General features: G+C 70.9%; 23 protein-coding genes and 3 pseudogenes. 13 read left to right on the top strand and 13 right to left on the bottom strand.

Annotated elements, in window-relative coordinates:
- Positions 1-64: 64 nt before the first annotated feature.
- Both M5362_RS03400 and M5362_RS33095 read left to right on the top strand, forming a co-directional pair.
- Positions 65-760 (top strand): annotated as a pseudogene (locus M5362_RS03400) (ISL3 family transposase); the annotation flags it as partial.
- Positions 761-1,119: 359 nt separating this feature from the next.
- A complete protein-coding gene (locus M5362_RS33095) occupies positions 1,120-1,659 on the top strand; it encodes a transposase (RefSeq protein ID WP_260225777.1) in 540 nt (179 codons plus the stop codon).
- 74 nt (positions 1,660-1,733) lie between these two features.
- Here the strand turns inward: M5362_RS33095 and M5362_RS03390 are convergent, their stop codons facing one another.
- From M5362_RS03390 to M5362_RS03375, 3 genes and pseudogenes are all read right to left on the bottom strand, one after another.
- The gene (locus M5362_RS03390) at positions 1,734-2,267 is read right to left on the bottom strand and encodes a hypothetical protein (RefSeq protein ID WP_260225776.1); all 534 of its coding nucleotides are present in this window, start codon (positions 2,265-2,267) and stop codon (positions 1,734-1,736) included.
- A gap of 496 nt (positions 2,268-2,763) precedes the next feature.
- A pseudogene (locus tag M5362_RS33265) lies at positions 2,764-3,471 on the bottom strand (IS5 family transposase).
- Positions 3,472-3,633: 162 nt separating this feature from the next.
- Positions 3,634-4,038 carry a type II toxin-antitoxin system PemK/MazF family toxin gene (locus tag M5362_RS03375; RefSeq protein ID WP_260225774.1) on the bottom strand — a complete coding sequence of 135 codons (405 nt, stop codon included), beginning with the start codon at positions 4,036-4,038 and terminating at the stop codon, positions 3,634-3,636.
- A 167-nt stretch (positions 4,039-4,205) separates the two neighbouring features.
- Between M5362_RS03375 and M5362_RS03370 the strand changes: the two are divergent.
- A pseudogene (locus tag M5362_RS03370) lies at positions 4,206-4,538 on the top strand (transposase); the annotation flags it as partial.
- Between the two features lie 18 nt (positions 4,539-4,556).
- On the opposite strand, the gene M5362_RS03365 reads toward M5362_RS03370, so the two are convergent.
- Positions 4,557-5,684 carry a magnesium and cobalt transport protein CorA gene (locus M5362_RS03365; protein ID WP_260225773.1) on the bottom strand — a complete coding sequence of 376 codons (1,128 nt, stop codon included), beginning with the start codon at positions 5,682-5,684 and terminating at the stop codon, positions 4,557-4,559.
- A 147-nt stretch (positions 5,685-5,831) separates the two neighbouring features.
- Between M5362_RS03365 and M5362_RS03360 the strand changes: the two genes are divergently transcribed.
- Entirely contained in the window at positions 5,832-6,953 is a 1,122-nt protein-coding gene (locus M5362_RS03360; protein WP_260225772.1) for a winged helix DNA-binding domain-containing protein, read from the top strand.
- Between the two features lie 95 nt (positions 6,954-7,048).
- Here the strand turns inward: M5362_RS03360 and M5362_RS03355 are convergent, their stop codons facing one another.
- Positions 7,049-7,972 (bottom strand): LuxR C-terminal-related transcriptional regulator, encoded by a 924-nt coding sequence (locus M5362_RS03355; protein ID WP_260225771.1) that lies wholly within the window; start codon positions 7,970-7,972, stop codon positions 7,049-7,051.
- 91 nt (positions 7,973-8,063) lie between these two features.
- On the opposite strand from M5362_RS03355, the gene M5362_RS03350 reads away from it, so the two are divergent.
- Both M5362_RS03350 and M5362_RS03345 read left to right on the top strand, forming a co-directional pair.
- Entirely contained in the window at positions 8,064-9,740 is a 1,677-nt protein-coding gene (locus tag M5362_RS03350) for an AMP-binding protein (protein WP_260225770.1), read from the top strand.
- Positions 9,737-11,320, top strand: a complete 1,584-nt coding sequence (locus tag M5362_RS03345; protein WP_260225769.1) for an AMP-binding protein — start codon at positions 9,737-9,739, stop codon at positions 11,318-11,320. Before M5362_RS03350 ends, M5362_RS03345 begins: the two co-directional genes overlap by 4 nt.
- 14 nt (positions 11,321-11,334) lie before the next feature.
- On the opposite strand, the gene M5362_RS03340 is transcribed toward M5362_RS03345, so the two are convergent.
- The 3 genes from M5362_RS03340 to M5362_RS33260 all read right to left on the bottom strand — a co-directional run bounded on the left by M5362_RS03340 (position 11,335) and on the right by M5362_RS33260 (position 13,443).
- Positions 11,335-11,916, bottom strand: coding sequence for a GNAT family N-acetyltransferase (locus M5362_RS03340; RefSeq protein WP_260225768.1), 582 nt, complete (start codon positions 11,914-11,916; stop codon positions 11,335-11,337).
- Positions 11,917-11,938: 22 nt separating this feature from the next.
- Positions 11,939-12,763: a TIGR04222 domain-containing membrane protein gene (locus M5362_RS03335; RefSeq protein WP_260225767.1), complete on the bottom strand. Its 825-nt coding sequence runs from the start codon at positions 12,761-12,763 to the stop codon at positions 11,939-11,941.
- A 113-nt stretch (positions 12,764-12,876) separates the two neighbouring features.
- A complete protein-coding gene (locus M5362_RS33260) occupies positions 12,877-13,443 on the bottom strand; it encodes a hypothetical protein (RefSeq protein ID WP_374214409.1) in 567 nt (188 codons plus the stop codon).
- Positions 13,444-14,261: 818 nt separating this feature from the next.
- On the opposite strand from M5362_RS33260, the gene gcl reads away from it, so the two are divergent.
- Positions 14,262-16,049, top strand: coding sequence for a glyoxylate carboligase (gene gcl / locus M5362_RS03320; protein WP_260225766.1), 1,788 nt, complete (start codon positions 14,262-14,264; stop codon positions 16,047-16,049).
- Here gcl and M5362_RS03315 read toward each other — a convergent pair whose 3' ends face one another.
- Positions 16,050-17,078, bottom strand: coding sequence for an ArsR family transcriptional regulator (locus tag M5362_RS03315; RefSeq protein ID WP_260225765.1), 1,029 nt, complete (start codon positions 17,076-17,078; stop codon positions 16,050-16,052).
- A gap of 58 nt (positions 17,079-17,136) precedes the next feature.
- Between M5362_RS03315 and M5362_RS03310 the strand changes: the two genes are divergently transcribed.
- On the top strand, positions 17,137-18,339 hold the full coding sequence (locus M5362_RS03310) for an MFS transporter (protein WP_260225764.1): 1,203 nt from the start codon (positions 17,137-17,139) through the stop codon (positions 18,337-18,339).
- Here M5362_RS03310 and M5362_RS03305 read toward each other — a convergent pair.
- The 4 genes from M5362_RS03305 to M5362_RS03290 form a co-directional block, all read right to left on the bottom strand.
- On the bottom strand, positions 18,275-18,940 hold the full coding sequence (locus M5362_RS03305; RefSeq protein ID WP_260225763.1) for an HNH endonuclease family protein: 666 nt from the start codon (positions 18,938-18,940) through the stop codon (positions 18,275-18,277). The two genes, M5362_RS03310 and M5362_RS03305, sit on opposite strands and share 65 nt — an antisense overlap.
- A 473-nt stretch (positions 18,941-19,413) precedes the next feature.
- Positions 19,414-20,871: a catalase gene (locus M5362_RS03300; protein WP_260225762.1), complete on the bottom strand. Its 1,458-nt coding sequence runs from the start codon at positions 20,869-20,871 to the stop codon at positions 19,414-19,416.
- 189 nt (positions 20,872-21,060) lie between these two features.
- The gene (locus M5362_RS03295; RefSeq protein ID WP_260225761.1) at positions 21,061-21,951 is read right to left on the bottom strand and encodes a 2-hydroxy-3-oxopropionate reductase; all 891 of its coding nucleotides are present in this window, start codon (positions 21,949-21,951) and stop codon (positions 21,061-21,063) included.
- Positions 21,952-22,088: 137 nt separating this feature from the next.
- Positions 22,089-22,922, bottom strand: coding sequence for a TIM barrel protein (locus M5362_RS03290; protein WP_260225760.1), 834 nt, complete (start codon positions 22,920-22,922; stop codon positions 22,089-22,091).
- A gap of 141 nt (positions 22,923-23,063) precedes the next feature.
- Here M5362_RS03290 and M5362_RS03285 point away from each other — a divergent pair, with 141 nt between their 5' ends.
- The 5 genes from M5362_RS03285 to pucL all read left to right on the top strand — a co-directional run bounded on the left by M5362_RS03285 (position 23,064) and on the right by pucL (position 25,697).
- Positions 23,064-23,312, top strand: coding sequence for a thiamine-binding protein (locus tag M5362_RS03285; protein ID WP_260226154.1), 249 nt, complete (start codon positions 23,064-23,066; stop codon positions 23,310-23,312).
- A gap of 44 nt (positions 23,313-23,356) precedes the next feature.
- Positions 23,357-23,695 carry a helix-turn-helix domain-containing protein gene (locus M5362_RS03280; RefSeq protein WP_260226153.1) on the top strand — a complete coding sequence of 113 codons (339 nt, stop codon included), beginning with the start codon at positions 23,357-23,359 and terminating at the stop codon, positions 23,693-23,695.
- A 156-nt stretch (positions 23,696-23,851) separates the two neighbouring features.
- Complete coding sequence (gene uraD / locus M5362_RS03275) at positions 23,852-24,379, top strand: 2-oxo-4-hydroxy-4-carboxy-5-ureidoimidazoline decarboxylase (RefSeq protein ID WP_260225759.1); 528 nt, start codon at positions 23,852-23,854, stop codon at positions 24,377-24,379.
- Positions 24,376-24,768: a hydroxyisourate hydrolase gene (gene uraH, locus M5362_RS03270; RefSeq protein WP_260225758.1), complete on the top strand. Its 393-nt coding sequence runs from the start codon at positions 24,376-24,378 to the stop codon at positions 24,766-24,768. The genes uraD and uraH overlap by 4 nt, the downstream gene beginning before the upstream one ends.
- A 5-nt stretch (positions 24,769-24,773) precedes the next feature.
- The gene (gene pucL / locus M5362_RS03265) at positions 24,774-25,697 is read left to right on the top strand and encodes a factor-independent urate hydroxylase (RefSeq protein WP_260225757.1); all 924 of its coding nucleotides are present in this window, start codon (positions 24,774-24,776) and stop codon (positions 25,695-25,697) included.
- The last annotated feature ends 25 nt before the right edge of the window (positions 25,698-25,722 follow it).

Genomic DNA, 25,722 nt, shown 5'->3' with positions numbered 1-25,722 from the left:
AGAAGTTGCCCGGAACTGGCCCGTACCGGGTGCGGTGTAGCTGACAGTTCGGCCCGTGGAAGAAATGGTGCTCCGGCTGGAGGAGTTGCTGTTCCCGTCGATCGCCGACGTGGCGGTGCTGTCTGTCGCCGTGAACGACGAGGCGGTACACATACAGGCCCGAAGCACGGCGCCCGGGGCTATCTGTCCCGGATGCGGCATCTGGTCACGGCGGATTCACAGCTCCTACCTGCGGTTTCCCGCTGATGTGCCCAGCGGAGGCAGACGGGTCGCTCTCTGTCTGCACGTTCGCCGGTTCCTCTGCCCGGTCATCTCGTGCGGGCGGCGGACCTTCGCCGAACAGCTGCCGGGCTTGACCCGTCGCTACGGCCGGCGAACCGAACGCCTGCGGTCGACGCTGGCCGCGGTCGGCCTCGCGCTCGCCGGTCGGGCCGGGGCCCGCCTGGCGCGCGTCTTCGGCGTGTCCGTGAGCCGCAGCACGGTGCTGCGGCTGGTCGAAGCGTTACCCGACCCCGAAGTTCCGGCCCCGCGGGTGGTCGGCGTCGATGAGTACGCGACCCGCAAAGGGTGTCACTACGGGACGGCCCTGGTCGACGTCGAAAGCCGGCGTCCACTGGACCTACTGCCTGACCGGGAGGCGTCCAGCCTGGCCGCTTGGCTCGCGAAACGACCCGGGGTGGAGGTGGTCTGCCGCGATCGGGCACCGTTCTCCGCCGAAGGCGCCACGGCCGGGGCACCACAAGCGGTGCAGGTCGCGGACAGGTGGCATCTTTGGCACAACCTGAGCGAGGCCGCAGAGCGGTGCGTCGCAGACCACCGAGGATGCCTGCAGGTCCTGGCGCCGGCTCCCGCCCAGCCCGCCCCCGAGCAGAAGAAGCTCGAAGACCTCCCCGGCTGGCCCTGGCCAAGGGGACACCGCTTCGCTGACCGCACCCGTGTGAACCACGCAATCGTCCACGAACTGCTGGCCGCCGGGCTCAGCCGGAGGGCGATCGGCCGCCAACTCCGGATGACCTCCCGCACCGTCAAGCTCCTCGCCGACGCAGCCACCCCGGAGGACCTGTTCCAGGGGCAGTGGCAGGGCCGACCATCCAAACTCGACGCCTTCAAGCCCTACCTGTGGATGACCGCTGGAACCAGGGCTGCACGAACGCCTGGACCGTGTGGGAGGAGATCGTGCCACTCGGCTATCAGGGCAGCTACCAGCGGGTTCGTGCCTATTTCCGGGAGAAGCGGTTCTCGCCAGGCCCCGTCACGGCTCGGCCACCGTCACCCCGGGTCGTCGCCGGATGGATCCTCCGCCGGCCGGAGACCCTCACCGAGACGGAGCGCCTTCGGCTCAAGGCCGTTCTGGTCCACTGTCCTGAACTGGACGCTCTCACCGGCCACGTCCGCTCCTTCGGTCAGATGCTTACTGAGCGCCAGGGCGAACGGCTGCCGCAGTGGCTCGATGCCGTCCGGCGCGACGACTTCCCCGGCCTCCACACCCTGGCCGCAGGCATCGACCGTGACCGCGATGCGGTCATCGCCGGCCTCACCCTGCCCTGGAGCTCCGGGGTCGTTGAAGGCCACGTCAACCGGATCAAGATGCTCAAGCGCCAGATGTTCGGCCGGGCTGGCTTTCATCTCCTCCGCAAACGCGTCCTGCTCTACTCGTGAAGCATGTAGTCAGGGCGTATAGGGCGTCACTGACCCAGTCCTCTGCCGGTGCGCCGCTTGAAGTCGCGGCATTGTCAGCGGACAGTCCACTCGTCCCTAGGGACGCAGTCATGCACGGTGTGAGCCCAGCCGTCGAATCGCGCGAAGACCGGTCGTGACAAGAGGATGTCGCCAGCTCGTTGCGCGCGCACCATGATCCCGAGTTCGTCCGACGCCGCATCACCCTCGACAGAGATCATGGGGCTCATGCCGCGCCCCTCCTGATAATCGTGGAACTGGTCCGTCAGCTCGGAAGGCACCCGCCCAACCAACTGCAGCCCGTCCATCGAGACCAGTGGTCCACACAGTGCGTCGACGACTACGAAGGCCAGCCCGCCGGATTCCCTGTAGTAGACGGTGACCGCTCTTACGTACGCCGGGGCGGTCATCTCGCGAAAGGCGGCCTGGAGCACAAGGGCGCCGTGTCGCTGGTGCATGGAGGAGGCAGTTCCAGTGAACCCCTGCAACTCCATCGCGGCGCCGGCTTCCTCGGGACTCATGCCGAATCGGAGCGGGCCCACGCTCTCGAAGGGGGTGTAGTGCCACTGCACTCGATCAGAGTCGTTCACGACAGACCACATAGTCCGGCCATCTCACCACACGCCACTGACATCACACTCAGTCAGCCCTCCACGGAAAGTGAGCCAGAACCGAAACTCGTGAACATTCCGGCCGGGCCGCGACCGTCACCTTGCCGAACCAGTGCTTCACGCGCTCGTCGAGCTTTGGGGTGCAGCCTCACTTGGTCGCAGTGTGCGCGGTTCTCATAGTCGATTGTGACGTTCCGGTCTTGCATGACCGTCGACAACCCGCACGTGAGGGCTATTCCAGGTCCTCCCACGACCATGGCGTGACCGACTCCCATCAGGTTCACGTCCGAATCGGAATGTCGCGCGGCCGCTGATCCTGCTGAACTGAATCGTGCTGAAGGCTTCACACGCCCACCGCGGGAAGCCGTGCGGTCAGGGCTTCGGCCTGCTCGTCCGCCCCAGCCTCCCGAAGCGCGGTCAACAACAGGGAGACCGGGTGCGGGCGCTCACAGGCCCTAGGTACTGTCGTCAAATGTCACGCCCACATCAGGAGTGATGCGAGGGTGACGGCTGCTTCGTAGGACTGGGCGATTTTGTTCGTAGCGGGTGGCGATGCCACGCCACTGCTTCAGGCGGTTGAAGCCACCGTTCCACGACGTGGCGGTGCTCGTAGACCTCACGGTCGAAGGCCGGCGGGCGGCCACCGCGGCTGCCTCGCCGGGCCCGGTTGATGACCTGGTCGGCCCGCTCGGGAATCGTGTGCGGTATGCCCGACGGCGGAGCCAGGCGCGGATCGCTTTCGAGCTGTAGTCCTTGGAGCCCAGGACGTGATCGGGCCGGGTGCGGGGCCGCCCCGGTCAGACCGCTTCTGGACCGGCCGGGGCCGGGTCGCGGAGCCCCCTTTCGGACTCCCGCCGCATGCTGGTGAGCCCGGACGATCGTGGAATCGACGGACACCAGCCACTCGTGTCCCGCGCCGCGTCCGCCTTCGCCTGCGCGGCCCGCAGCGTCCGGTCGAACGTCCCGTCCGCCGCCCATCTGCGAAAGCGCGTATGCAGCGTGGCCCATGGACCGTATCGCTCGGGCACGTCCCGCCAGGCCGTCCCCGTGCGGAACTTCCGCACAATCCCATTCAGGGCCCTGCGGTCGTCCAGCCGCTTCCGCCCCCCCCCCGCAACGACGCGGGCAGCGACGGCCGGACGAACTCCCACTCAGCATCGGGCAGTTCACGGCGACATATCACGACACCATGATCCACCAGCGACGATCATTTGAAGACCCTGCCTTTGCACTCCAGCCGTAGTTCGTGATCTCGATCGTGAGGGGCGCCGAGGAGGCAGCTGGCAGCGTCGATCATCTGGACGAGACCGACCACGCCGTCGCGGGCGTTCGTTTCCTACTCCGCCTACCCGAGTCCACCGAGACGGAGGGCGTTCCTCATCTCGCTGAGCTTCGCGGTCGTCGCCGGGGTCCACTCCTTCGCCTCCTCACCGAGGCGGAGGGCGTTCTCAATCTCGCTGAGTTTCGCGGAGGACAGGGCGCCCGCCCGCTCGATCAGGTCGTCCCGGGACACGGTCGTCAGCCACGTGCAAGGGGTAAAGCCCGGACGCGGGAACGCGAACCGAAGCACGCCTTCAAAGGGCAGTCCTTCCACGGCGCCTACCGCCACTTCGACGCCCAGACCGGTGATGTCGACACCCGCGCGAGCGACGACCTGCATCACCCGGATCCCGGACGCGTCGTCTCCCGACAGCAGCACGACCGGCCGCCGCTCGTCGAACTCCGCCCACCAGACTTCGCCACGTTGCACATCTCCTCCTGGCACAGGACGGCGGGCGGACGCTGCGCGACCCCGACGCGCTGTGGAGTCGGGGCCGGCCACCCGTTGATCATCGGTGTGTGAAGACAAACGATCGCGCGGTGGTCGTAGGTCACAGCGTAGACCCTGCCCGCTGGCAGGAGGCGTTCGAGGGCTTGATGAGCCGGATAGCGGGACGGTTCACACGGGTCGAACCCCAGTTCCGGGTCCGGAAGTTGGTGCTCGGACTGCTGTCGGACCTGCCGCGCAAGAACTGCTGGACCATCGCCGAATGGGCCGGGGAGAGGACCCCGGACGGCATGCAGCATCTGCTCGGCCGGGCCAAGTGGGACGCCGACCGGGTCCGCGACGATGTGTGTGACTACGTGGTGGACCACGTGCACGAAGACCAGGCGGTACTGGTGGTCGACGAGACCGGGGACGTGAAGAAGGGCACCGGCACGGTCGGCGTCCAGCGCCAGGACACCGGCACCGCGGGCAGGATTCGATCAAGATGTCGGAGGGCTCGCCTACAGCCAGTCCCGCTTCTTGAAGATCACGTACAAGCTCGTACACACCACTGCCATCAGCACGATCGCGAACGGATACCCGCCGGCCCAGTGCAGCTCCGGCATGTTGTCGAAGTTCATGCCGTAGATCGTGCCGACCAGCGTCGGGGCGAACAGGATCGCCGCCCACGAGGAGATCTTCTTGATCTCCTCGTTCTGTTCGAAGCCCGCCTCCGCCAACGCCCGCATCTCCGCGTTCTGTTGCTGCGTCACCAGCGTCGCGTTCACCGTCAGGATCTCCGTCAGGGCCTGGCGGAAGCCGTCCACGCGTTCGCTGGTGTGGGTGACGTGGTCCGCCACGTCGCGGAGGTAGCGCTGGAGTTCCTCGTCCGTGCCGTATTTCGCGAAGCCCGCCATCAGGCCGTGCAGCATGCCCACCAGGGGGCGCGTCGCGCGTTGGAACTCGACCATTTCCCGGGAGAGTTCGTAGATGCGGCGGGAGACCGCGGGGTCGCCGCCGAAGACCTCGGTCTCGATCTCGTCGATGTCGTTCTGGACGCCCGCCACCACCGGGGCGTAACCGTCCACGACCGCGTCCAGGATCGCGTACAGGACCGCCTCCGGGCCCAGGGCCAGGAGGTCGGGGTCCTCCTCCATGCGGTGGCGGACCGCCGAGAGGTCCGGGGCGGCGCCGTGGCGGACCGTGATCACGAAGTCCTGGCCCACGAAGATGTGGAGCTCGCCGAAGTCGACCTCCTCCTGGGCGTCCAGATAGCGGGCGGCCCGCAGGACGACGAAGAGAGTGTCTCCGTACCGTTCCAGCTTGGGGCGCTGATGCGCCTCCAGCGCGTCCTCCACCGCCAGTTCGTGGAGGTCGAACTCGCCCGCCAGCGAGTGCAGTTCGGACTCCGTCGGGCGGTGCAGGCCGATCCACGCCATGCCGTCCGGGTGTTCCCGCAGCTGCCGGAACGTCTCGGCGAGCGTCGCCGGCGACGACACCTTGCGCCCGTCCCGGTACAGCGTGGCCTGCACCACGCTCGGCCGGTCCTCCGGTACGGACCCGGGCCGGGGCGGCTCCGGCTCCGGGCGCGGCGGGGCCGGCGGCTCCGGCTGGCGGCGCCAGGCGGCTCGGGGGCGACGCTCCGACATCGTGGGGTCCACCTCCGTGTGCAAGATCGGTCAGGCCTCCCGGGCAGGATATACGGGGTGAATCACGCGGGCGCGGCGGCCTCGGACCCACAGCCTCCAGCCGCATTGCGGACCGTAACTGTCCGCAAGCCCGAGTAGCGTGCCCCCATGGCCTCCACGACGACGAACCCGGTCCTCTCCACCCGCGCGCTGGGCCGTGCCACGCTGGCCCGGCAGCTCCTCCTGGAGCCCGCCGCGATGTCCGCCAAGGACGCCGTCTCCCACCTCCTCGGGCTCCAGGCGCAGAACACCAGACCGCCGTACCACGCCCTCGCCGCCCGGCTCGCCGGCTTCCGGCCCGCGCACCTCTCCGACCTCATGGAGTCCCGCGAGGTAGCCCGGATCGTCACCCTGCGCTCCACGATCCACACCCACACCGCCGAGGACGTCCTCACCCTGCGGCCCCTGGTCCAGGCCGCCCGCGACCGCGAACTCAAGATGTTCCGCACGGGTCTCGACGGCGTCGACCTCGCCCGCCTCGCCGCCCTCTCCCGCGAGCTCGTCGAGGAGGAGCCCCGCACGCCCAAGGAGATCCGGGAGGCCCTCCTCGTCCACTGGCCCGACGCCGATCCGCAGTCGCTCTCGGTCGCCGCCCGCTGCCTCCTGCCGCTCGTCCAGGTCACCCCGCGCGGCCTCTGGCGGCGGAGCGGGCAGGTCCGTCTGACCACCGCCGAGACCTGGCTCGGCCGCGCCGCCGAACCCGCCCCGGCCCCCGACGACACCGTGCTGCGCTACCTCGCCGCCTTCGGACCCGCCTCCGTGAAGGACATGCAGACCTGGTGCGGCCTCACCCGCCTCCGTGACGCCTTCGAGCGCCTCCGCCCCCGCCTCCTCACCTTCCAGGACGAGCACGGCACCGAACTCTTCGACCTCCCGGACGCCCCGCGCCCCGACGCGGACACGCCTGCCCCGCCGCGCTTCCTCCCCGAGTACGACAACCTCCTCCTCTCCCACGCCGACCGCGGCCGCGTCGTCTCCGCCGAGGCGAGGAACCGCTCCTGGAAGGTGAACATCGCCTTCCCCGTCTTCCTCCTCGACGGCCTCGTCGCCGGGCTCTGGCGCCTGGAAGAGACCAAGGAGCGCGCGACGATGACCATCCAGCCCTTCGGCCGCACCACCAAGGCCCAGCGCGCCGAGCTGACGGAGGAGGCGGAGCGGATGGCGGGAACGGGAGTGATGGCGGCGGAAGGGGTGCCGTTCGACGTCGAGTTCGGCGTGGTGGACGCGTAGCGGCGCCGCCCCGCCCGCGTGGGAAGCCGCACCCGCCCCCTCTACCGCACCCGCCCCCTCTACCGCACCCGCCCCCTCCACCGCCCCCGCCCCCTCTACGGCAGCAGCCCCGCCCTCCGCGCCGCCACCACCGCCTCGAGCCGCGTGTGCGCGCCCAGCTTGCGCATCGTCGAGCGGAGGTAGCCCTTCACCGTCTCCGGACGCAGCCCCAGGCGCTCCGCCGCCGTCGCGTTCGTCGCCCCCGCCGCCACCGCCGCCAGGACGTCCAGCTCGCGCGGCGTCAGCGACACGCCCGGTGGGCGCTCCGGCCGCACCGAGGCCGTCTCCAGACGGCCGCACACCGCCAGGAGCCGGGCCCGCAGCTCCGGGTCCGCGATCCGCGGGGCCAGTTCGCGCAGCTCGCCGTGGGCCTGACGGACCTCCTCCCACGACGGCCCCACGCCCGGTCCCGATCCGTCGCCCGGTCCGTGGCCCGGCCCCCCGCCCGGTCCGGCGCCCTGCCCCGCCCCCCGGCCCGCCGCCCGCCCTGGCCCCGTGCGCCCCGTGCCCGGAGAGGCCGCGAGGAGGTCCCGTACCTCGTCCCGTACGGCCAGCGCCTGTTCCACGTCCCGGGCCGCCGCCACCGCCGCGTCGAGGACGCGCTCGCCCAGCGGCCGCGCGTCCCGCAGGGCGCCGTACAGCACCCCCCGCACCTTGCGCCGTACGACGACGGGCACCGCGATCACCGAACGGAGCCCCTCCGCCGACACCGGACCGTCGTACTCGTGCGTGATGTGCCGCGCCGACGGATAGTCGACGACCGCGCAGGGCCGCGACAGCGCCAGGCACTTCCCGCCCAGGCCACTGCCCGTCGAGATCGCGAGCCCCCGCAGGGCGGGGGTCAGCGCTCCGTTCAGCTCCGCGATCCGCAGCCGGCGTCCGTCGTGCAGCAGACCGCCGAAGACGACCTCAAGCCCGGTGGTGCGGCGCATCCGCAGCAGCGCCGCCCGCAACTCCACCGATTCGATCCGCTCAGGCACGGGACCACTCCTTCACCCCCGAACGGGGGTAGTGAGACCTGGGTCACTGATTACACGATGTCGGTGACCGGTCCCGCAACGAGGAGGACACATGACGGCTACCAGCGCGACGGAGAGGTTCCGGGCCGCCCGCGACTTCCTGCTCCAGCACCGCGAGGACTACGAGACGGCCTACGAGGGATTCGCCTGGCCCCGCCCCGACCGGTTCAACTGGGCCCTCGACTGGTTCGACGTCATCGCGGCCGGCAACGACAGGACCGCCCTCCACATCGTCGAGGAGGACGGCACCGAGACCCGGGTCAGCTTCGCCGAGATGTCCGCCCGCTCCCACCGGGCCGCCAACTGGCTGCGCGCCCAGGGCGTACGGGCTGGTGACCGGATCATCGTGATGCTCGGCAACCAGGCCGAGCTGTGGGAGACCGCGCTCGCCGCGATGAAGCTGCGGGCCGTCGTCATCCCCGCCACCCCGCTCCTCGGCCCCGCCGACCTCCGGGACCGGGTCGAGCGTGGCCGGGCCCGGCACGTGATCGTGCGCGCCGAGGACACCGGCAAGTTCGACGACGTCCCGGGGGAGTACACCCGGATCGTCGTCGGCGGCGAGCACTCCGGCTGGGTTTCCTACCAGGGCGCGTACGAGGCGTCCGGGAGCTTCGAGCCCGACGGCGTCACCCGCGGCGACGACCCGCTGATGCTCTACTTCACCTCCGGCACGACCGCCCGCCCCAAACTGGTCGAGCACACCCACACCTCGTACCCGATCGGCCATCTCGCCACCATGTACTGGATCGGGCTCAAACCCGGCGACGTGCATCTGAACATCTCCTCGCCCGGCTGGGCAAAGCACGCCTGGTCCAACCTCTTCGCGCCGTGGAACGCCGAGGCGACCGTCTTCATCCACAACTACACGCGCTTCGACCCGGCACGCCTCATGGCCGAGATGGAGCGGAACGGCGTCACCAGCTTCTGCGCGCCGCCGACCGTCTGGCGCATGCTGATCCAGGCCGACCTCACGCAGATGGCCCGCCCGCCGCGCGAGGTCGTGGCGGCCGGCGAGCCGCTCAACCCCGAGGTCATCGAGTCCGTGCGCCGGGCCTGGGGCGTCACCATCCGCGACGGCTTCGGGCAGACGGAGACCGCCGTCCAGGTCTCCAACAGCCCCGGCCAGCGTCTGAAGGAAGGCTCGATGGGCCGCCCCAGCCCCGGCTTCCGGGTCACCCTCGTCGACCCGGTGAGCGGAAAGGCGGACGTCGAGGAGGGCGAGATCTGCCTCGACCTGTCCACCGACCCGGTCGGCCTGATGACCGGCTACCACGGAGACCCGGAGCGTACGGCCGAGTCGATGGCGGGCGGCTACTACCGCACCGGCGACATCGGCTCCCGCGACGCCGAGGGGTACATCACCTACGTCGGCCGGTCCGACGACGTCTTCAAGGCCAGTGACTACAAGATCAGCCCCTTCGAGCTGGAGAGCGCGCTCCTGGAACACGAGGCGGTGGCAGAGGCGGCCGTCGTCCCGGCCCCCGACCCGTTGCGGCTCGCCGTCCCGAAGGCGTACGTCGTCCTCGCGGAGGGCTGGGAGCCCAACGAGGAGACGGCGAGGGCGCTCTTCGCCCACTCGCGCGCGGTGCTCGCCCCGTACAAGCGGCTGCGGCGCATCGAGTTCGCCGAGCTGCCGAAGACGGTCTCCGGCAAGATCCGCCGGATCGAGCTGCGCGAGCGCACGGCCAAGGGCGAGGGCACGGAGTACGCGGAAGGGGACCTCGCATGACCCAGTCCTACGCCCACGGGGCGAGTTCCACGCCGCTCCTCGGCGACACCATCGGTGCGAACCTCGACCGGGCCGTCGCGACCTGGCCGGAGCGCGAGGCGCTCGTCGACGTCCCGTCCGGTCGCCGTTGGACGTACGCCCAGTTCGGCGCGGACGTGGAGAGGCTGGCCGGCGCCCTGCTCGGCAGCGGGGTCGCCAAGGGCGACCGGGTGGGCATCTGGGCGGTGAACCGCGCCGAGTGGGTGCTCGTCCAGTACGCCACCGCCCGCATCGGTGCCGTCATGGTCACCATCAACCCGGCCTACCGCGCCCACGAGCTGGAGTACGTGCTCCGCCAGGCCGGGATCTCCCTGCTCTTCGCCTCCCTCGCCCACAAGACGAGCGACTACCGCGCGATGGTCGAGGAAGTCGCCGGAAACTGCCCGGAGCTGCGGGAGGCCGTCTACTTCGACGACGCCAGCTGGGACGAGCTGCTCGCCCGTACGCCGGGGGAGCTGCGCCCCGCAGCGCTGTCCTGCGACGAACCGGTCAACATCCAGTACACCTCGGGCACCACGGGCTTCCCCAAGGGGGCGACCCTCTCCCACCACAACATCCTCAACAACGGCTACTTCGTGGGCGAGATGATCGCCTACAGCGAGCAGGACCGGATCTGTGTCCCGGTCCCCTTCTACCACTGCTTCGGCATGGTCATGGGAAACCTCGCGGCGACCTCGCACGGCGCCTGCGTGGTGATCCCCGCGCCGTCCTTCGACCCCGCGGCCACCCTCCGCGCGGTCCAGCAGGAGCGGTGCACCTCGCTGTACGGCGTGCCGACGATGTTCATCGCCGAACTCGACCTCCCCGACTTCGCCTCGTACGACCTCTCCTCCCTGCGCACCGGGATCATGGCCGGCTCGCCCTGCCCGGTGGAGGTGATGAAGCGGGTGGTCGCCGAGATGAACATGGCCGAGGTGTCCATCTGTTACGGCATGACGGAGACCTCGCCCGTCTCCACCCAGACACGGCGCGACGACGACCTGGAGCGCCGGACGGGCACGGTCGGCCGGGTGATGCCGCACGTCGAGGTGAAGATCGTCGACCCGGTCACCGGCCTCACCGTGGAGCGCGGGGCCGCCGGCGAGCTGTGCACCCGCGGCTACAGCGTGATGCTCGGGTACTGGGACGAGCCCGGGAAGACCGCGGAGGCCGTCGACGCGGGCCGCTGGATGCACACCGGCGACCTCGCCGTGATGCGTGAGGACGGCTACGTCCAGATCGTCGGCCGCATCAAGGACATGATCATCCGTGGCGGCGAGAACGTGTACCCGCGCGAGATCGAGGAGTTCCTCCACGGGTACGAGAAGATCGCCGACGTCCAGGTCGTCGGTGTCCCCGACGCCCGCTACGGCGAGGAGATCCTGGCCTGCGTGGTCCCGCGCGACCCCGCGGACCCGCCGAGCCTCGACGACATCACGGCGTACTGCCGCGACCGCCTGGCGCACTACAAGATCCCGCGCCGGGTGGAGATCCTCGCCGAGTTCCCGATGACGGTCAGCGGGAAGGTACGGAAGGTGGAACTCCGCCGCCGCTACGGGTGACGGCGGCCGCGGCCTTACGGGGCGGGCTCCGTCGTCGCGGCGCGCAACGGGGGCGGCGTCACGGAGCGCGGGCCGGGCGCCGCGGCCAGCTCGCGGCGCATGCAGACCCGGGGCCAGGTCGCCAGTCCGTGGGCGGCCTCGGCCCGCTGGATGGCGCGCAGGCCCGTGGTGAGCGCCGGGTCGGACTCGGCGAGGGGACGGAAGCCGAGACGGGCGTAGTACGGCGCGTTCCAGGGGACCTCGGTGAAGGTCGTCAGGGTCAGGGCCGTCAGCCCGCGCTCGGCCGCCTCCGCCGCCAGGTGCTCGATGAGCGCGCGGCCGACGCCCCGGCGGCCGGCGGCCGGGTGGACGGAGACCTGCTCGATGTGAGCGGCCCCGTCGACGGCGTCCATCAGCAGGTACGCGACCGGGCGGTCGGCCTCGTCGGCGGCCACCCAGGCGCGGCCGGCCCGGCGGTAGGAGTCCAGGACGTCCAGCGGAAGGGGCTCGTCGTCGGCGATGACCGCCATGCCGAGGGAACGGAAGGGTTCGCCCGCGGCGCGCTCGATGTCCTGGAGCAGCGGGAGTTCGGCCGGTGCGGCCGCTCGGATGCGCATACGACGAGTATGGCGCGCGCCCTCAGTCCGAGCCGCCCCCTCCGCCGCCTCCGCTCCCGCCGGACTCGCCCCCGCTCCAGGCGCTGCCACCGAACCAGCCGCGGCCTGTGGCGTAGCCGTCCGTACCGCCGCCCTGGCCCAGCAGTCCGCCGTCGCGCGAGAAGCGGGGGAGGAAGAGGGCGAGCGCGGGGTCGCCGTAGAGGGCGACGTACAGCAGCACCAGATTGCCGTCCGTCACCTCACGCCGGTGCGCGGGCAGCGGGTGGCGTTCGCGGAGCCCGGCGAGCAGGTGGCGGGCGGCACGGGTCGTCGGCGGCAGGGACAGGAGCGCGAGCGCCGCGCCGGTCGGTACGGCTCCGAGGGCGAGCGCCAGTGCGAGTCCCGCGCCGGACGGCCGCGTGACGAGCAGACCCGCCGCCACCGTGGCCATCGCGCCCACGAGCAGCGGGCGCGCGATGCGCACCCGCCCGTGCGGGCGGAGCAGACCGGTCCGGCCCAGTTCGGCCCGCAGCGCGTCCACGGCCTGCCGCGCCCGGGGCTGCGTGGCCAGCACCCGCAGGCCCAGGGCACGGCGCAGCGAACTGTGCACCCCGAGCTGGACGGGGTCACGGGTCCGACCGGGGCCTCCGTTGGCCCGAATCGTTCCCTTGCGACCCGCCGCCACCGCGCCGCGCTGGTGCAGCGCGACGAGCGCCACGACCACCGCGGCCCGTCGCCCGCCCCGCAGCAACGCCAGTGCCTGCGGGGCGAGTTCGGTCCGCCCTGGGCTGCGCGTTCGCAACAGGGCGAGCGCGCACAGCAGTTGTACGCAGGACGCACCGATGAACCACCACATGACCGCCCCCATGACGCCCCACCCCCCGAGGATGTTGTGCCCGGCGGAGTGTGATCGTCACGCGTGAATGGCCGAAATCTGAGGTTATTTTGAGCTGAGGGCCCGGCGGGCGACCGGCAGTCGGCTCAGGCCCCGGTGGTGATCAGTTCGTCGGCCGGGGTGTTGACCGGCTGGGGCGTCCCGGTGAGGTCCAGGACGAAGAGCGGGATGCCCAGCTCGTCGGCGCGGGACCGGGCCTCCGGGGTGTAGCCGGCGAGGGAGAAGAAGACGCTCACCGCCGAGCTGCTGAGGCCGTTCAGCCACAGGCACTCGACGGCGCGCAGGGCGGCGGGGCGGGTGCTCGGATCGACCTGGGCGACGAGTCCGGGCGCCCGCAGGTCTATGCCGGACGCGGAGCGCTCCTCGGGCTGGACGACGTCCCGGAACCCGAGCCAGCGCAGATACCCGGCGGAGGTGGCCACCGCGTCCCGCGCGGTCCGGATGGTCATGGGGCGGAACGAGGGCCTCGGCGGCGCGGGATGCGGCGCGGTGGGCGGCAGCGGGATGTGCGCGGGGTACCGCTCGGCGAAGGCGCGGTGAGGCCCGCCCTGTGCGGGGGCCGCGTGGGCGTGGTTCTCGGCGGACCCCGACAGCGGATACGGACCGCCAGGACCGTCCGGCACCCCGCCCGTCCCGCCAGGACCGTCCGGCACACCGCCCGTCCCGCCCGCGCCCCCGGAGCCCCCGGCGCCGCTCCTGGGTGTGAACCAGCCGCCCGGTGCGGGTGCGGGTCCGGCGCCCGGTGCGGAGTCCCTGTCGTCGTGCGCCTCGGCGGCGCGCCCGTGGCCCGTCCCGGGACGCCCGTCCCCGGGGGGCGCGGAACCCGCGTCGGTGGCCGGGCCGGGGTCCAGGGCCGCGCCCGGTCGCGCGTCGTCGCCGGTGCGGGGGTCCGCGGTGCCCCAGGGGCCGGTGCTCACCTCGGCGCCCGCGCCCGCGCCCCGCCCCGTCATGCCGCCGCCCGTACGGCCCGCGCCCGGTCCGCCGTCCGGCGGGCTGACCGGGACGCGCAGGACCGTGCCGCAGGTGCAGCCCAGCTCCGGGTGGGGCCATTCGTCCTCGCGGCCGCAGGCGGCGCAGCGGACCGTGACCCACTCGTCCGTCCAGTTGCGGTGCGTGACCGGTTCGCCCGTCGCCCCGGTGATCACCGGTGGCACGACCGGGGTGCCGCACGCGCACGGGAAGACCGGTGCGGCATACGGCTGCGTACGGAGGCATTCCGGGCAGCGCACCGGAACCGAGTCACCCAGACCGAACCCCACGCCGAACCCCCTGTCTTCCTGCCCCCATCGTCCACCAATCCGCCACGCGAGGGGAGGGAGTTCGGCCAACGTCCGGGGCCCCTCCCTTGACGGCCCTCGCACCCCCGACCTACATTGCTTCCACATAGTAGAACAATACTTCCGCAATACGGAAACGAGCCCACGAGCCGGTGGCGCATCCGTTTCCGCCTGGCCGAAGCAGGAGCCCTCCCATGCCTCGTATGACCGCCGCCGCAGCGGCCGTTGAGATCCTCAAGCGCGAAGGCGTCACCAACGCGTTCGGCGTGCCCGGCGCGGCGATCAACCCCTTCTACCGCGAGCTCAAGAACGTGGGCGGCGTCGCCCACACCCTCGCCCGCCACGTCGAGGGCGCGTCCCACATGGCCGAGGGCTACACCCGTGCCAAGGCCGGCAACATCGGCGTCTGCATCGGTACCTCCGGCCCCGCCGGGACCGACATGATCACCGGCCTGTACTCCGCGATCGCTGACTCGATCCCGATCCTGTGCATCACCGGCCAGGCCCCGGTCTCGAAGCTCCACAAGGAGGACTTCCAGGCCGTCGACATCGCCTCGATCGCCAAGCCCGTCACCAAGGCCGCCACCACGGTCCTGGAGGCCGCGCAGGTCCCCGGCGTCTTCCAGCAGGCCTTCCACCTGATGCGCTCCGGCCGCCCCGGCCCGGTCCTCATCGACCTGCCGATCGACGTTCAGCTCACCGAGATCGAGTTCGACCCGGAGACGTACGAGCCGCTGCCGGTCTACAAGCCGAGCGCGACCCGCGCCCAGGCCGAGAAGGCGCTGACCTTCCTGCTGGAGTCCGAGCGCCCGCTGATCGTCGCCGGTGGCGGCATCATCAACGCCGACGCCACCGACCTGCTGGTCGAGTTCGCCGAGCTGACCGGCATCCCGGTCATCTCCACCCTGATGGGCTGGGGCACCATCCCGGACGACCACGAGCTGGCCGCCGGCATGGTCGGCGTCCAGACCGCGCACCGCTACGGCAACGCGACCTTCCTGGAGTCGGACTTCGTCCTCGGCATCGGCAACCGCTGGGCCAACCGCCACACCGGTTACAACATGGAGGCGTACACCAAGGGCCGGAAGTTCGTCCACGTCGACGTCGAGCCCACCCAGATCGGCAAGATCTTCGCCCCGGACTACGGCATCGCCTCCGACGCCAAGGCCGCCCTGGAGCTCTTCGTCGAGATCGCCAAGGAGTGGAAGGCCGCGGGCAGGCTGCCCGACTTCTCCGCCTGGGCCGCCTCCGCGCAGGAGCGCAAGGCCACCCTCCAGCGCCGTACGCACTTCGAGAACATCCCCATGAAGCCGCAGCGCGTCTACGAGGAGATGAACAAGGCCTTCGGCCCGGACACGCGCTACGTCACCACCATCGGTCTCTCCCAGATCGCGGCCGCGCAGTTCCTGCACGTCTACAAGCCGCGCCACTGGATCAACTGCGGCCAGGCCGGCCCGCTCGGCTGGACCATCCCGGCCGCGATCGGCGCCGCCACCGCGGACCCGGAGACCCCGGTCGTCGCGCTCTCGGGCGACTACGACTTCCAGTTCATGATCGAGGAGCTGGCGGTCGCCGCCCAGCACAAGGTCCCCTACGTCCACGTCCTCGTGAACAACGCCTACCTGGGGCTGATCCGTCAGGCGCAGGGCGGTCTGGGCATCAACTTCGAGGTCAACCTCGAGTTCGAGAACATCAACACCCCGGAGATCGGCGTCTACGGCGTCGACCACGTCAAGGTCGCCGAGGGCCTGGGCGTCAAGGCCATCCGCGTCACCGACCCGGAGAAGCTGGGCGAGGCGCTGGAGGAGGCCAAGAAGCTGGCCGACGAGTTCCAGGTCCCGGTCGTCGTCGAGGCCATCCTGGAGCGCATCACCAACATCGCGATGAGCAAGACGGTCGACATGAGCGACGTCACCGAGTTCGAGGAGCTCGCGACGGAGTCCGGCCACGCGCCGACCGCGATCAAGGCCCTCAAGGTCTGATCACTCCGTAGAGGTACGGGCCCCCGCTCCGAGAGCACCGGAGCGGGGGCCCTTCCGCGCGCCCTGCGCCCGCACGAGGGCCGCGCCCGCCTCCGTCCAGTCGTAGAGGACCGAGCGGCCCGCCCTCCGCCGCCGTACGAGACGGGCGTCCAGCAGCACCCTCAGATGGCGCCCCACCGACCCGAGACCCTGACCCGTCAGCGCGACCAACTGGCTGGTGGACAGCGGGGATTCCAGCCGTACGAGCACCCCGGCCCGGGCGCTCCCGAGCAGCGCGGCCAGGGCCGTCGGGACGGCCGGGCCCTCCGCGTCGGCCAGGGCTCCCGTGCACGGGTAGACGATCGCGTACCGCTCCGTCCCCTCCCACGACACCCACCCCCGGCTCGGCGTCACCGGCACGAAGAGCAGCTGCCCGCCGGCCACCGAACGCGGCGGGTAGTCACGGCTGTTGACCTGGAGCCTGCCGCCACCGAGCCAGCGCGTCCGGCCCGGGTTCAGCTCGTCCAGGGCGGCCGCCCACCCTCCCCGGGTCAGCATCGCCGTGCGCGCGAGCACATCGGCCTCCAGGATCCGCCGGCGCCGCGGCCACGTCGGCAGGACGGTCTCCCGCCACACCCAGGCGAGCAACTCGGCCATCCGGTACGGCAGATCGGTCGCCGAGGCCAGCGGCTCGGGGACCGGGCCGCCCAGCGACACCGCCAGGTCCGCCACCGCCTCGGCGGTCGGGGTCTCACGGACCCGGACCAGCTCCTCCTCGAAGCTCCGCTCGCCGTCGGCCGACGGCGTGGGGGTCACGAAGTCGGCGTTCCACGTGGTCCCGAGCGCGGCCCGCACCAGCAGGGCGTCGACGGGATCGGCGGCCGACCGGGCACGGTAGGCGGGCAGATGGGCCTCCAGCCACGCCCGCTCGCCCGGGTGGGCGGACGACCTCAGGTCCAGCGTCTGGAGCGCGGCGGTGGTCTCGGCCAGCGGCGAGATCACGAACCGGCTGCCCGCGAGCGCGTCCGCGTCCATCTGCCACCAGCCCATGTTTCGCCTCCCCGCGAAACATTACCGGCCGGCCCGGGGCCCCCGGAGACTCCGCCGCATGCGCAGCTACCGCGAGCTCTTCCGTACACCCGAGTTCACCCCGCTCTTCCTCACCTGCTCCGTCCAGGTCGCCGCCCAGACGGTCGCCGGCCTCGGACTCGCCACGCTTGTCTTCCGGCGGACCGGCTCCCCGCTGCTCTCCTCCCTCGCCCTCTTCGGGCCCTCGCTCGTCCAGCTCCTCGGCGCCGCCACGCTCCTCTCGGCGGCCGACCGGCTCCCGCCGCGCGCCGCGCTCGCAGGGATGGCGTTCTTCTTCGCCGTGGGCGGTGCCGCGACGGCCGTGCCGGGCCTGCCGGTCGGGGCGGTCTTCGCGATCCTGTTCGCGCAGGGACTCGTCGGATCCGTCGCCGGCGGGGTGCGCTACGGGCTGCTCGGGGAGATCCTGCCCCGCGGGGGATATCTGCTCGGCCGCTCGGTGATGAACATGGCGGTCGGCGCCTGCCAGATCGCCGGGTTCGCGGCCGGAGGCCTGCTCGTCTCCCTCCTCTCGCCCGGCGGCACCGTCCTGACCGGCGCGGCCCTCCATCTCGCCGCCGCTCTCCTGGCCCGTACGGGCCTCTCCCGGCGCGCCCCGCGCGCCACCGGCCGTGCCTCGGCCGCCGAGACCTGGCGGACCAACCGGCGCCTGTGGTCCTCCCGCGCCCGCCGCCGGGTGTACGTCGCGCTCTGGGTGCCCAACGGGCTGATCGTGGGCTGCGAGTCGCTCTTCGTGCCGTACGACCCCGAGCGCGCCGGGCTGCTGTTCGCCTGCGGCGCGCTCGGGATGCTGGCGGGTGACACGATCGTCGGCCGGTTCCTCCCGGGCGGGCTGCGCGGCCGGCTCGCCGCTCCCCTCCAGGCCCTCCTCGCGGCCCCGTTCCTGCTGTTCGCGCTGGATCCGGCGCTGCCGTGGGCGCTCGCGGCCGTGACCGTCTCCGCGGTCGGCTACGGCGCGAGCCTGCTGTACCAGGAGCGGCTGCTGGCACTCGTGCCGGACGAGCTGAGCGGTCACGCACTCGGGCTGCACACCTCGGGCATGCTCGCCCTCCAGGGCCTGAGCGCGGTGCTGGCCGGCGCCGTCGGCCAGTACGCCTCACCGCGTACGGCGATGGTGGCGCTGGCCGTCGCCTCGCTCGCCGTCACGCTGACGCTCGCCCTCACTCAGGGGCCTTCGAACGGACCACGACCGTCTCCTCGCACGGTCCGTCGGCGAACAGCTTGAGCGCCTCCACCTCGTCCTTGTCGGCGCTCAGGCCCCACCGCAGCTTGGTGCCCACCCACTCGGCGACGTAGCGGCAGTACTGGGCGGAGTCCGACGGCACCCAGTCGGCGGGGTCGCGGCCCGCCTTGTCCTTCTGGCTGCGGGCGGTGACGGCGACGAGGGTGCCGGGCGCGCCCTGGTCGTTGGCGTACTTCTCTCGCCGGGCCGCGGTCCAGCCGGAGGCGCCCGACTCCCAGGCCTCGCCGAGGGGGACGACGTGGTCGACGCGGAGCGCGGCGGGGTCGGTGACGGTCTGGCCGTCGTAGTACGAGGTCCACTTCCCGCCCGTCAGGGCGCAGCCGGCCCCGGTCTTCGGGGCGTCGACGGCCTCGTCCAGGAGGACCTCGGAGCGGGTGTCGCAGCCGTCGGCCGGGTCGAGACCGTTGTTCCAGTGGCGGAAGGCGGAGACCTGGAAGCCGGCCGTTGCCTCGGAGGCCTCGGTGAGGTCGGCGAGGGCGTCGGGGAAGAGGACGACGTTCGCCGACATGGCCGGGGAGGGCACGGCGAGCGGGGACAGGATGAGCGCGAGCGGGGCCAGGCCCCGCACCAGGTTCTTGATCACGTACGAGTGGATAGCGGCGGGGGAGGGGCGCACGGGCGGCGAATCGCGGTGCGCTCGCCCGTGCGGGTGTGGATCTTCACCGCAGAAACGATGCGCTGTCGCCCGGTGGACCTCTCGTACCGGGGGAACGCGAAAGAGCGCGGAACCAGGGACCGTAAACCTGGTTCCGCGCTCTCGTTGTGCCCGCCCGACGGTGCGAGGCTGGCGCGACAGGACGTTCGCGCCGCCGGGCGGAGTCTTCGGGGGAGGTGGGGCGTTGGGACCGCGGCGGCGACGACGGGTGGGCCGGGGATCCCTTCCTTCAGGTCAAGAAGGGGCCTGGTCCGCCCTTACCACCGCACTGGCTCGTGCGCCGCCGCGGTCCTCACGCTGTCCGTTCCGCCGGCCACCCCTCATCCGGGCCGTCGGTCCGGACGGCGTACGACACCTGACCTCCCGTCACATGCCGTACGCGGTCTGGATACCGCCGTGGGTCAGTCCTCGCGCAGGGCGCGGACCGCCTCGGCCACGCGCTTGCCGTACTCCGCGTCGGCGGCGGCGAAGTGCGCGATGTTCTTCTCGATGATGTCCTCGCGGGACACCTGGGACAGGCCACCGGCGATGTTGGCGACCAGACGGCCCTTCTCGTCCTCGGACATCAGGCGGTAGAGCTCACCGGCCTGGAAGAAGTGGTCGTCCTTGGCGTGCTCGGGCGCCGCGTGGTTGCCGGTCCAGCCGTGGATCGCCAGCGGGGCCGAGGGCACCTCGTCGGTCTGCGAGGGGCCGGAGTACGAGTTGGGCTCGTAGTTCTTGTCCGTGCGCCGGCCGTTGCGGGTGGCCATGAGGCCGTCGCGGCCGTAGTTGTCGGCCACGGTCGCCTTCGGGGCGTTCACCGGCAGCTGGGTGTGGTTGACACCGAGGCGGTAGCGGTGCGCGTCCGCGTAGGCGAAGAGGCGGCCCTGGAGCATCTTGTCCGGCGAGGGACCGATGCCCGGGACGAAGTTGTTCGGGGAGAACGCGGCCTGCTCGACCTCGGCGAAGACGTTGTCCGGGTTGCGGTCGAGGACCAGACGGCCCACGCGCTGGAGCGGGTAGTCGCCGTGCGGCCACACCTTGGTGAGGTCGAACGGGTTGAAACGGTACTCCGCGGCCTCGGCGGCCGGCATGACCTGGACGTACAGGGTCCACGAGGGGTTCACACCGCGCTCGATGGCCTGCAGCAGGTCGGTCTGGTGCGAGTTCGCGTCCTTGCCGACGAGCTCGGCGGCCTGGTCGGCGGAGAGGGAGCGGATGCCCTGGTTCGTCTTGAAGTGGTACTTGACGAAGAAGGCCTCGCCCGCCTCGTTGGTCCACTGGTAGGTGTGCGAGCCGTAGCCGTTCATGTGACGGTACGAGGCGGGGATGCCGCGGTCGCCCATGAGCCAGGTGACCTGGTGCGTCGCCTCGGGGGAGTGCGCCCAGAAGTCCCAGACGTTGTCCGGCTCCTGCTTGCCCGTGAAGGGGTCGCGCTTCTGGGAGTGGATGAAGTCGGGGAACTTGACCGGGTCCTTGATGAAGAACACCGGGGTGTTGTTGCCGACGAGGTCGTAGTTGCCCTCTTCGGTGTAGAACTTCAGCGCGAAGCCGCGCGGGTCGCGGACGGCGTCCGCGCCACCGAGCGAGTCGGCCACGGTGGAGAAGCGCAGGAACGTCTCGGTGCGCTTGCCGACCTCGGAGAGGAAGTCGGCCTTGGTGAAGCCGGTGACGTCGTCGGTCACCTCGAAGTAGCCGTACGCACCGGAGCCGCGGGCGTGGACCACGCGCTCCGGGATCCGCTCACGGTTGAAGCGCGCGAGCTTCTCCAGGAGGTGCTGGTCCTGGAGCAGGATGGGGCCACCGACGCCGGCGGTGGCGGAGTTCTGGTTGTCGGCGACGGGGGCGCCGGACTCGGTCGTAAGCACGCGCTTCGACATGGTGACCTTCCGTACGGGAGCTGCACCGCTGACTGTGCGGGGTGTTCAGGAGCGTAAATTCGCCGCGAACCCAGCGTCAACAGTTTGTTGAAAGTGAAGTGGGGTGTTCCGGGCGGCGGCGGCGCCTGGGCGCGACAGGACAGGTTGTCAGCGCCGCCGCCGACCGGAAGTCTGGGGTCGGACCGGAGGTCAGACCTGCTGGCCGGAGAGGCGCTCGACGGCGCGCAGCAGGGCCGAGTGGTCCAGGCCGCCGTCGCCCTGCGCACGCAGGGAGGCGACCAGCTGGGCGACGACGGCACCGACCGGGAGGGCCGCGCCGACGTTGCGGGCGGCGTCGGTGACGATGCCCATGTCCTTGTGGTGCAGGTCGATCCGGAAGCCGGGCTTGAAGTCCCGGTTCAGGAAGTTGTCCTTCTTGCGGGTCAGGACGGTGGAGCCGGCCAGACCGCCGTTGAGGACGTCCAGGGCGGCCTGGAGGTTCACGCCGGACTTCTCCAGGAAGACCACGGCCTCGGCGCACGCCTGGATGTTCACGGCGACGATGAGCTGGTTGGCCGCCTTCACGGTCTGGCCGGAGCCGTGCGGACCGCACAGCACGATGACCTTGCCGAGGGCCTCGAGGATCGGCAGGGCCTCGTCGAAGTCGGCCTGCTCGCCACCCACCATGATCGAGAGCACGGCCTCGATCGCGCCGGCCTCGCCGCCGGAGACCGGGGCGTCCAGGACGCGCAGGCCCTTCTCGGCGGCGTTCTTGGCGAGGTCGACGGAGGTCTGCGGAGTGATCGACGACATGTCGACGATCAGCGCGCCCGACTTCGCGTTCTCCAGGATGCCCTCGGGGCCGTAGGAGATGGCCTCGACCTGCGGGGAGGCGGGCACCATCGTGACGATCACGTCGGCGTCCTTGACGGCCTCGGCGATCGACGCGGCGGCGGTGCCGCCGGCCGCGGTCAGGCGGTCCAGCTTGTCCTGCTCCAGGGTGAAGCCGGTGACGGAGTAGCCGGCCTTGATCAGGTTCTCGGACATGGGGGAGCCCATGATGCCGAGGCCGATCCACGCGATCTTGGGAAGAGTGCTCATGGTGAGGGTGCCTCTCGGGGTTGTGCGATGTCAGGGGGGGCTGACCCCCGCGTCGTGGCGCCCGGACTCCGGCGGGTGGAGCCGGGCCGGGGCCACGGGGGGCTCGGCCGGAAGGGGGTGTCGGCCCCCGCCCGGCGTCAGCGGGCGGCGCGGGCCTCGGCCGGGAGCCACTCGAAGGACGCGGCGGCGTCGGCGGCCTTGTACTCCAGGCCGACCCAGCCGTCGTAACCGGCCTTCCCGAGCTCGTCGAGCAGCTGCTCCAGGGGGAGCTCGCCGGTGCCCGGCGCGCCACGGCCCGGGTTGTCGGCGATCTGGACGTGGCCGGTCTTGTCGGCGTACCGGGCGATGACCTGGCTGACGTCCTCCCCGTTCATCGACAGGTGGTAGATGTCGAGGAGGAACTTGGCGTTGCCGAGGCCGGTGGCCGCGTTCACCTTGTCGACGACCTCGATCGCGGCGGGGGCGCTCACCAGCGGGTAGAGCGGCGACTCCGGCTTGTTCAGGGTCTCGACGAGCAGGATCGCGCCGATCCGGTCGGCCGCGCGGGCCGCCAGGACCAGGTTCTCCAGGGCGAGGGCGTCCTGGATCTGCGGGTCCACGCCCTCGACGCGGTTGCCGTAGAGCGCGTTGAGCGCCTTGCAGCCGACCGAGGCGGCGAAGTCGGCCGCCACCTCGATGTTGGCGCGGAAGCGGTCGGACTCCTCACCGGGCACGGAGAGCGCGCCGCGGTCGGGACCGGGCAGCTGCCCGGCGTAGAAGTTCAGGCCCACCAGCTGGGTGCCGGCGTCGTCCAGAGCCTTCTTGAGGGCGTCGAGCTCGCTCTGGGCGGGGGTGGCGGTGTCGATCCAGGGCCACCACAGCTCGACCGCCGTGAAGCCCGCCGCGGCGGCGGCCGCGGGGCGCTCCAGGAGCGGGAGTTCCGTGAAGAGGATCGACAGGTTCACATCGAAGCGCTGGTCCGTGTATCCCATGAGGGGCGGCGCTCCTTCCGTATTGCGGAAGTAACTTTCTGTCTGACGGAATGTTGCAAGGGGAGCCGCGCACTTGTCAAGAGGGGTCCGGCAGCTCAGGGCTGCCGTCGGTGCCCTTCCGGCCAGTAGCGTGGGGCCATGGTGCGTTTGAGAGTGGAGTTCACGACCGAGCCGTTCGACCTGGACGAGGCGCCGGAGCACGCGGTCGTGGCCCGTGAGGTCATCCAGGCGGCCGAACTGGACGCGGTGGACGTCGGTCCGTTCGGCAACACGGCCGAAGGCGGCTCCGACGCGGTGCTGACCGCGGTCGACGCGCTGCTGCGCAAATCCCTGGCGGCCGGCGCCACCCGGGTCTCCCTCCAGGTGAACGTCATCGGGGAGGAGTCGTGAGCGAGCACCCCCTGGTGGCCGCGGTCAAGCCGCTGGTCGACGCGATGGGCGCGGAGATACTCGGCCCCGAGCAGGCCGAACCCGACGACGTGGTGCTCGCCTGGGAGGGGGAGGACGTGATCGCCGTACGGCTGCCGCAGCTCTCGGACTCGCTGGACCACATTCTCGCCGCCATGGAGCGACGGCACGGGATGCCGCTCGCCCAGCTGGACCGCAAGGCCAAGCAGGAGGCGGTCCGGATGCTGGAGGCGCGCGGCGCCTTCTCGGTCCGGCACGGAGTGGAGACGGTGGCCGGGGCACTGGGTGTCAGCCGCTTCACCGTCTACAACTACCTGAACCGGGAGACGGCCCTGAGCAGGGAAAAGGCCGCCGAGAACGGCTAGTTGATCATGTGTGCGCGAAGGCCGTCGTCCAGATGTCGGGACGGCGGCTTTTGTATGACCGAGTTTTCAACAAAGTGTTGACGCGGTGTTGCGGGAGGGCGTTAGCTATCCGCAGCCCGTCCGACGCACAGCGAAAAACAGCCACGGAGGCTTCCCGTGACTTCAGGTACGACACCGGGCCTCACCCGGTTCAACACCTCGGCGGACAGCGACGCTGTCGCCGCGCTTCACGAGGTGTGTTCCAGCTCGGCGTGGGGGAGCAAGGTTCTCGCCCAGCGCCCGTACGCCACCGTCGAAGCCCTCTTCCTCGCCAGCGACGCCGCCATGGCCGAACTGACCGCGGAGGACCTGGCCGAGGCGATGGCGGGCCACCCGCCGATCGGTCGTCCGAAGGCAGGGGACCCGACCTCCTCCCGCGAGCAGAGCGGGATGGCCGGCGCCTCCGAGGAGCTCAAGGCCGAGATGCTCGAACTCAACCTGGCCTACCAGGACAAGTTCGGTCATGTCTTCCTGATCTGCGCGACCGGCAAGACCGGTGAGCAGATGCGCGACGCGGTCCGCGACCGGATCGAGAACGCGCCCGAGCAGGAGCGGGAGATCGTCCGCACCGAACTGGGCAAGATCAACCGTATCCGGCTGACCCGTCTCGTAGAGCGCGCAGAGAACGAGGAAGAGAACGCATGAGCACCGACACCACCGCCTCGGTGTCCACCCACATCCTGGACACCAGCATCGGCCGCCCGGCCGAGGGCGTGGCCATCACGCTCGCGGCCCGCAGCGGCTTCGACGCGCAGTGGATCACGCTCGGTGGCTCCGCCACCGACGCGGACGGGCGTTGCAAGGACCTGCCGGCTCTGCCGGAGGGCACGACCCACGTACGTCTCGGCTTCGAGACCGAGGCGTACTTCTTCAACAAGAAGCAAGCCGAGGCGCAGCAGGACGCCCCCCGCGTAAGGGACAGCGGCGCGTTCTTCCCGGAAGTGACCATCACCTTCGCGGTGACTCCGGGCGAGCACTACCACGTACCGCTGCTGCTCAACCCGTTCGGCTACTCCGTTTACCGAGGGAGCTAGCAGACATGCCCACGATTCTCGGCCAGAACCAGTACGGCAAAGCAGAGAACCGCGTCGTCAAGATCACGCGGGACGGCGACACCCACCACATCAAGGACCTGAACGTCTCCGTCGCCCTCTCCGGCGACCTCGACGACGTCCACCTCTCGGGCTCCAACGCCCACTGCCTGCCCACCGACACGACCAAGAACACCGTCTTCGCCTTCGCGAAGGAGTACGGGATCGAGTCGGCCGAGCAGTTCGGCATCCACCTCGCGCGTCACTTCGTGACGAGCCAGGAGCCCATCCACCGGGCCCGGATCCGGATCGAGGAGTACTCCTGGGAGCGCATCGCGACCTCGGACAACAGCTCCAAGTTCATCGGCTCCGACGAGGTGAACCACTCCTTCGCCCGCAAGGGCCAGGAGACCCGCGTCACCCAGATCACGTACGACGGTGAGAAGTGGGAGGTCATCTCCGGCCTCAAGGACCTCGTCGTGATGAACTCCACCAACTCGGAGTTCTGGGGCTACATCAAGGACAAGTACACGACGCTCCAGGAGGCGTACGACCGCATCCTGGCCACGCAGGTGTCCGGTCGCTGGCGGTTCAACTGGACCGACGACGACCAGCGGATGCCCAACTGGGAGAAGTCCTACGAGCAGACCAGGAAGCACATGCTCCAGGCCTTCGCCGAGACGTACTCCCTCTCGCTGCAGCAGACGCTGTACCAGATGGCCTCGCGCATCATCAACCACCGTTCGGAGATCGACGAGGTCCGCTTCTCGCTCCCGAACAAGCACCACTTCCTGGTGGACCTCGAGCCCTTCGGGCTGAAGAACGACAACGAGGTCTACTACGCCGCCGACCGCATGTACGGCCTCATCGAGGCCACGGTGCTGCGTGACGGAGCCACGGCGCAGATCCCGGTCGACATGACCAACCTCTAGGCGGCACCGCGTGGCCGCCCCCGCC

The organism is Streptomyces sp. Je 1-79 (genome assembly GCF_025195125.1).
Classification (GTDB): Bacteria; Actinomycetota; Actinomycetes; order Streptomycetales; family Streptomycetaceae; genus Streptomyces.
The sequence above is the reverse complement of the archived record's forward strand: the minus strand, read 5'-3'. Positions and strand labels throughout refer to the sequence as shown.

Excerpts from the sequence above, each read along its gene's own strand:
- M5362_RS03280 (WP_260226153.1), top strand. The coding sequence starts at position 23,357 with ATGGGCGCGGAGATACTCGGCCCCGAGCAGGCCGAACCCGACGACGTG.
- M5362_RS03345 (WP_260225769.1), top strand. The coding sequence starts at position 9,737 with ATGACCCAGTCCTACGCCCACGGGGCGAGTTCCACGCCGCTCCTCGGC.
- M5362_RS03335 (WP_260225767.1), bottom strand. The coding sequence starts at position 12,763 with ATGGGGGCGGTCATGTGGTGGTTCATCGGTGCGTCCTGCGTACAACTG.
- M5362_RS03340 (WP_260225768.1), bottom strand. The coding sequence starts at position 11,916 with ATGCGCATCCGAGCGGCCGCACCGGCCGAACTCCCGCTGCTCCAGGAC.
- M5362_RS03360 (WP_260225772.1), top strand. The coding sequence starts at position 5,832 with ATGGCCTCCACGACGACGAACCCGGTCCTCTCCACCCGCGCGCTGGGC.
- gcl (WP_260225766.1), top strand. The coding sequence starts at position 14,262 with ATGCCTCGTATGACCGCCGCCGCAGCGGCCGTTGAGATCCTCAAGCGC.
- M5362_RS03365 (WP_260225773.1), bottom strand. The coding sequence starts at position 5,684 with ATGTCGGAGCGTCGCCCCCGAGCCGCCTGGCGCCGCCAGCCGGAGCCG.
- uraH (WP_260225758.1), top strand. The coding sequence starts at position 24,376 with ATGAGCACCGACACCACCGCCTCGGTGTCCACCCACATCCTGGACACC.
- M5362_RS03310 (WP_260225764.1), top strand. The coding sequence starts at position 17,137 with ATGCGCAGCTACCGCGAGCTCTTCCGTACACCCGAGTTCACCCCGCTC.
- M5362_RS03315 (WP_260225765.1), bottom strand. The coding sequence starts at position 17,078 with ATGGGCTGGTGGCAGATGGACGCGGACGCGCTCGCGGGCAGCCGGTTC.
- M5362_RS03300 (WP_260225762.1), bottom strand. The coding sequence starts at position 20,871 with ATGTCGAAGCGCGTGCTTACGACCGAGTCCGGCGCCCCCGTCGCCGAC.
- M5362_RS03290 (WP_260225760.1), bottom strand. The coding sequence starts at position 22,922 with ATGGGATACACGGACCAGCGCTTCGATGTGAACCTGTCGATCCTCTTC.
- M5362_RS03350 (WP_260225770.1), top strand. The coding sequence starts at position 8,064 with ATGACGGCTACCAGCGCGACGGAGAGGTTCCGGGCCGCCCGCGACTTC.
- M5362_RS03295 (WP_260225761.1), bottom strand. The coding sequence starts at position 21,951 with ATGAGCACTCTTCCCAAGATCGCGTGGATCGGCCTCGGCATCATGGGC.
- pucL (WP_260225757.1), top strand. The coding sequence starts at position 24,774 with ATGCCCACGATTCTCGGCCAGAACCAGTACGGCAAAGCAGAGAACCGC.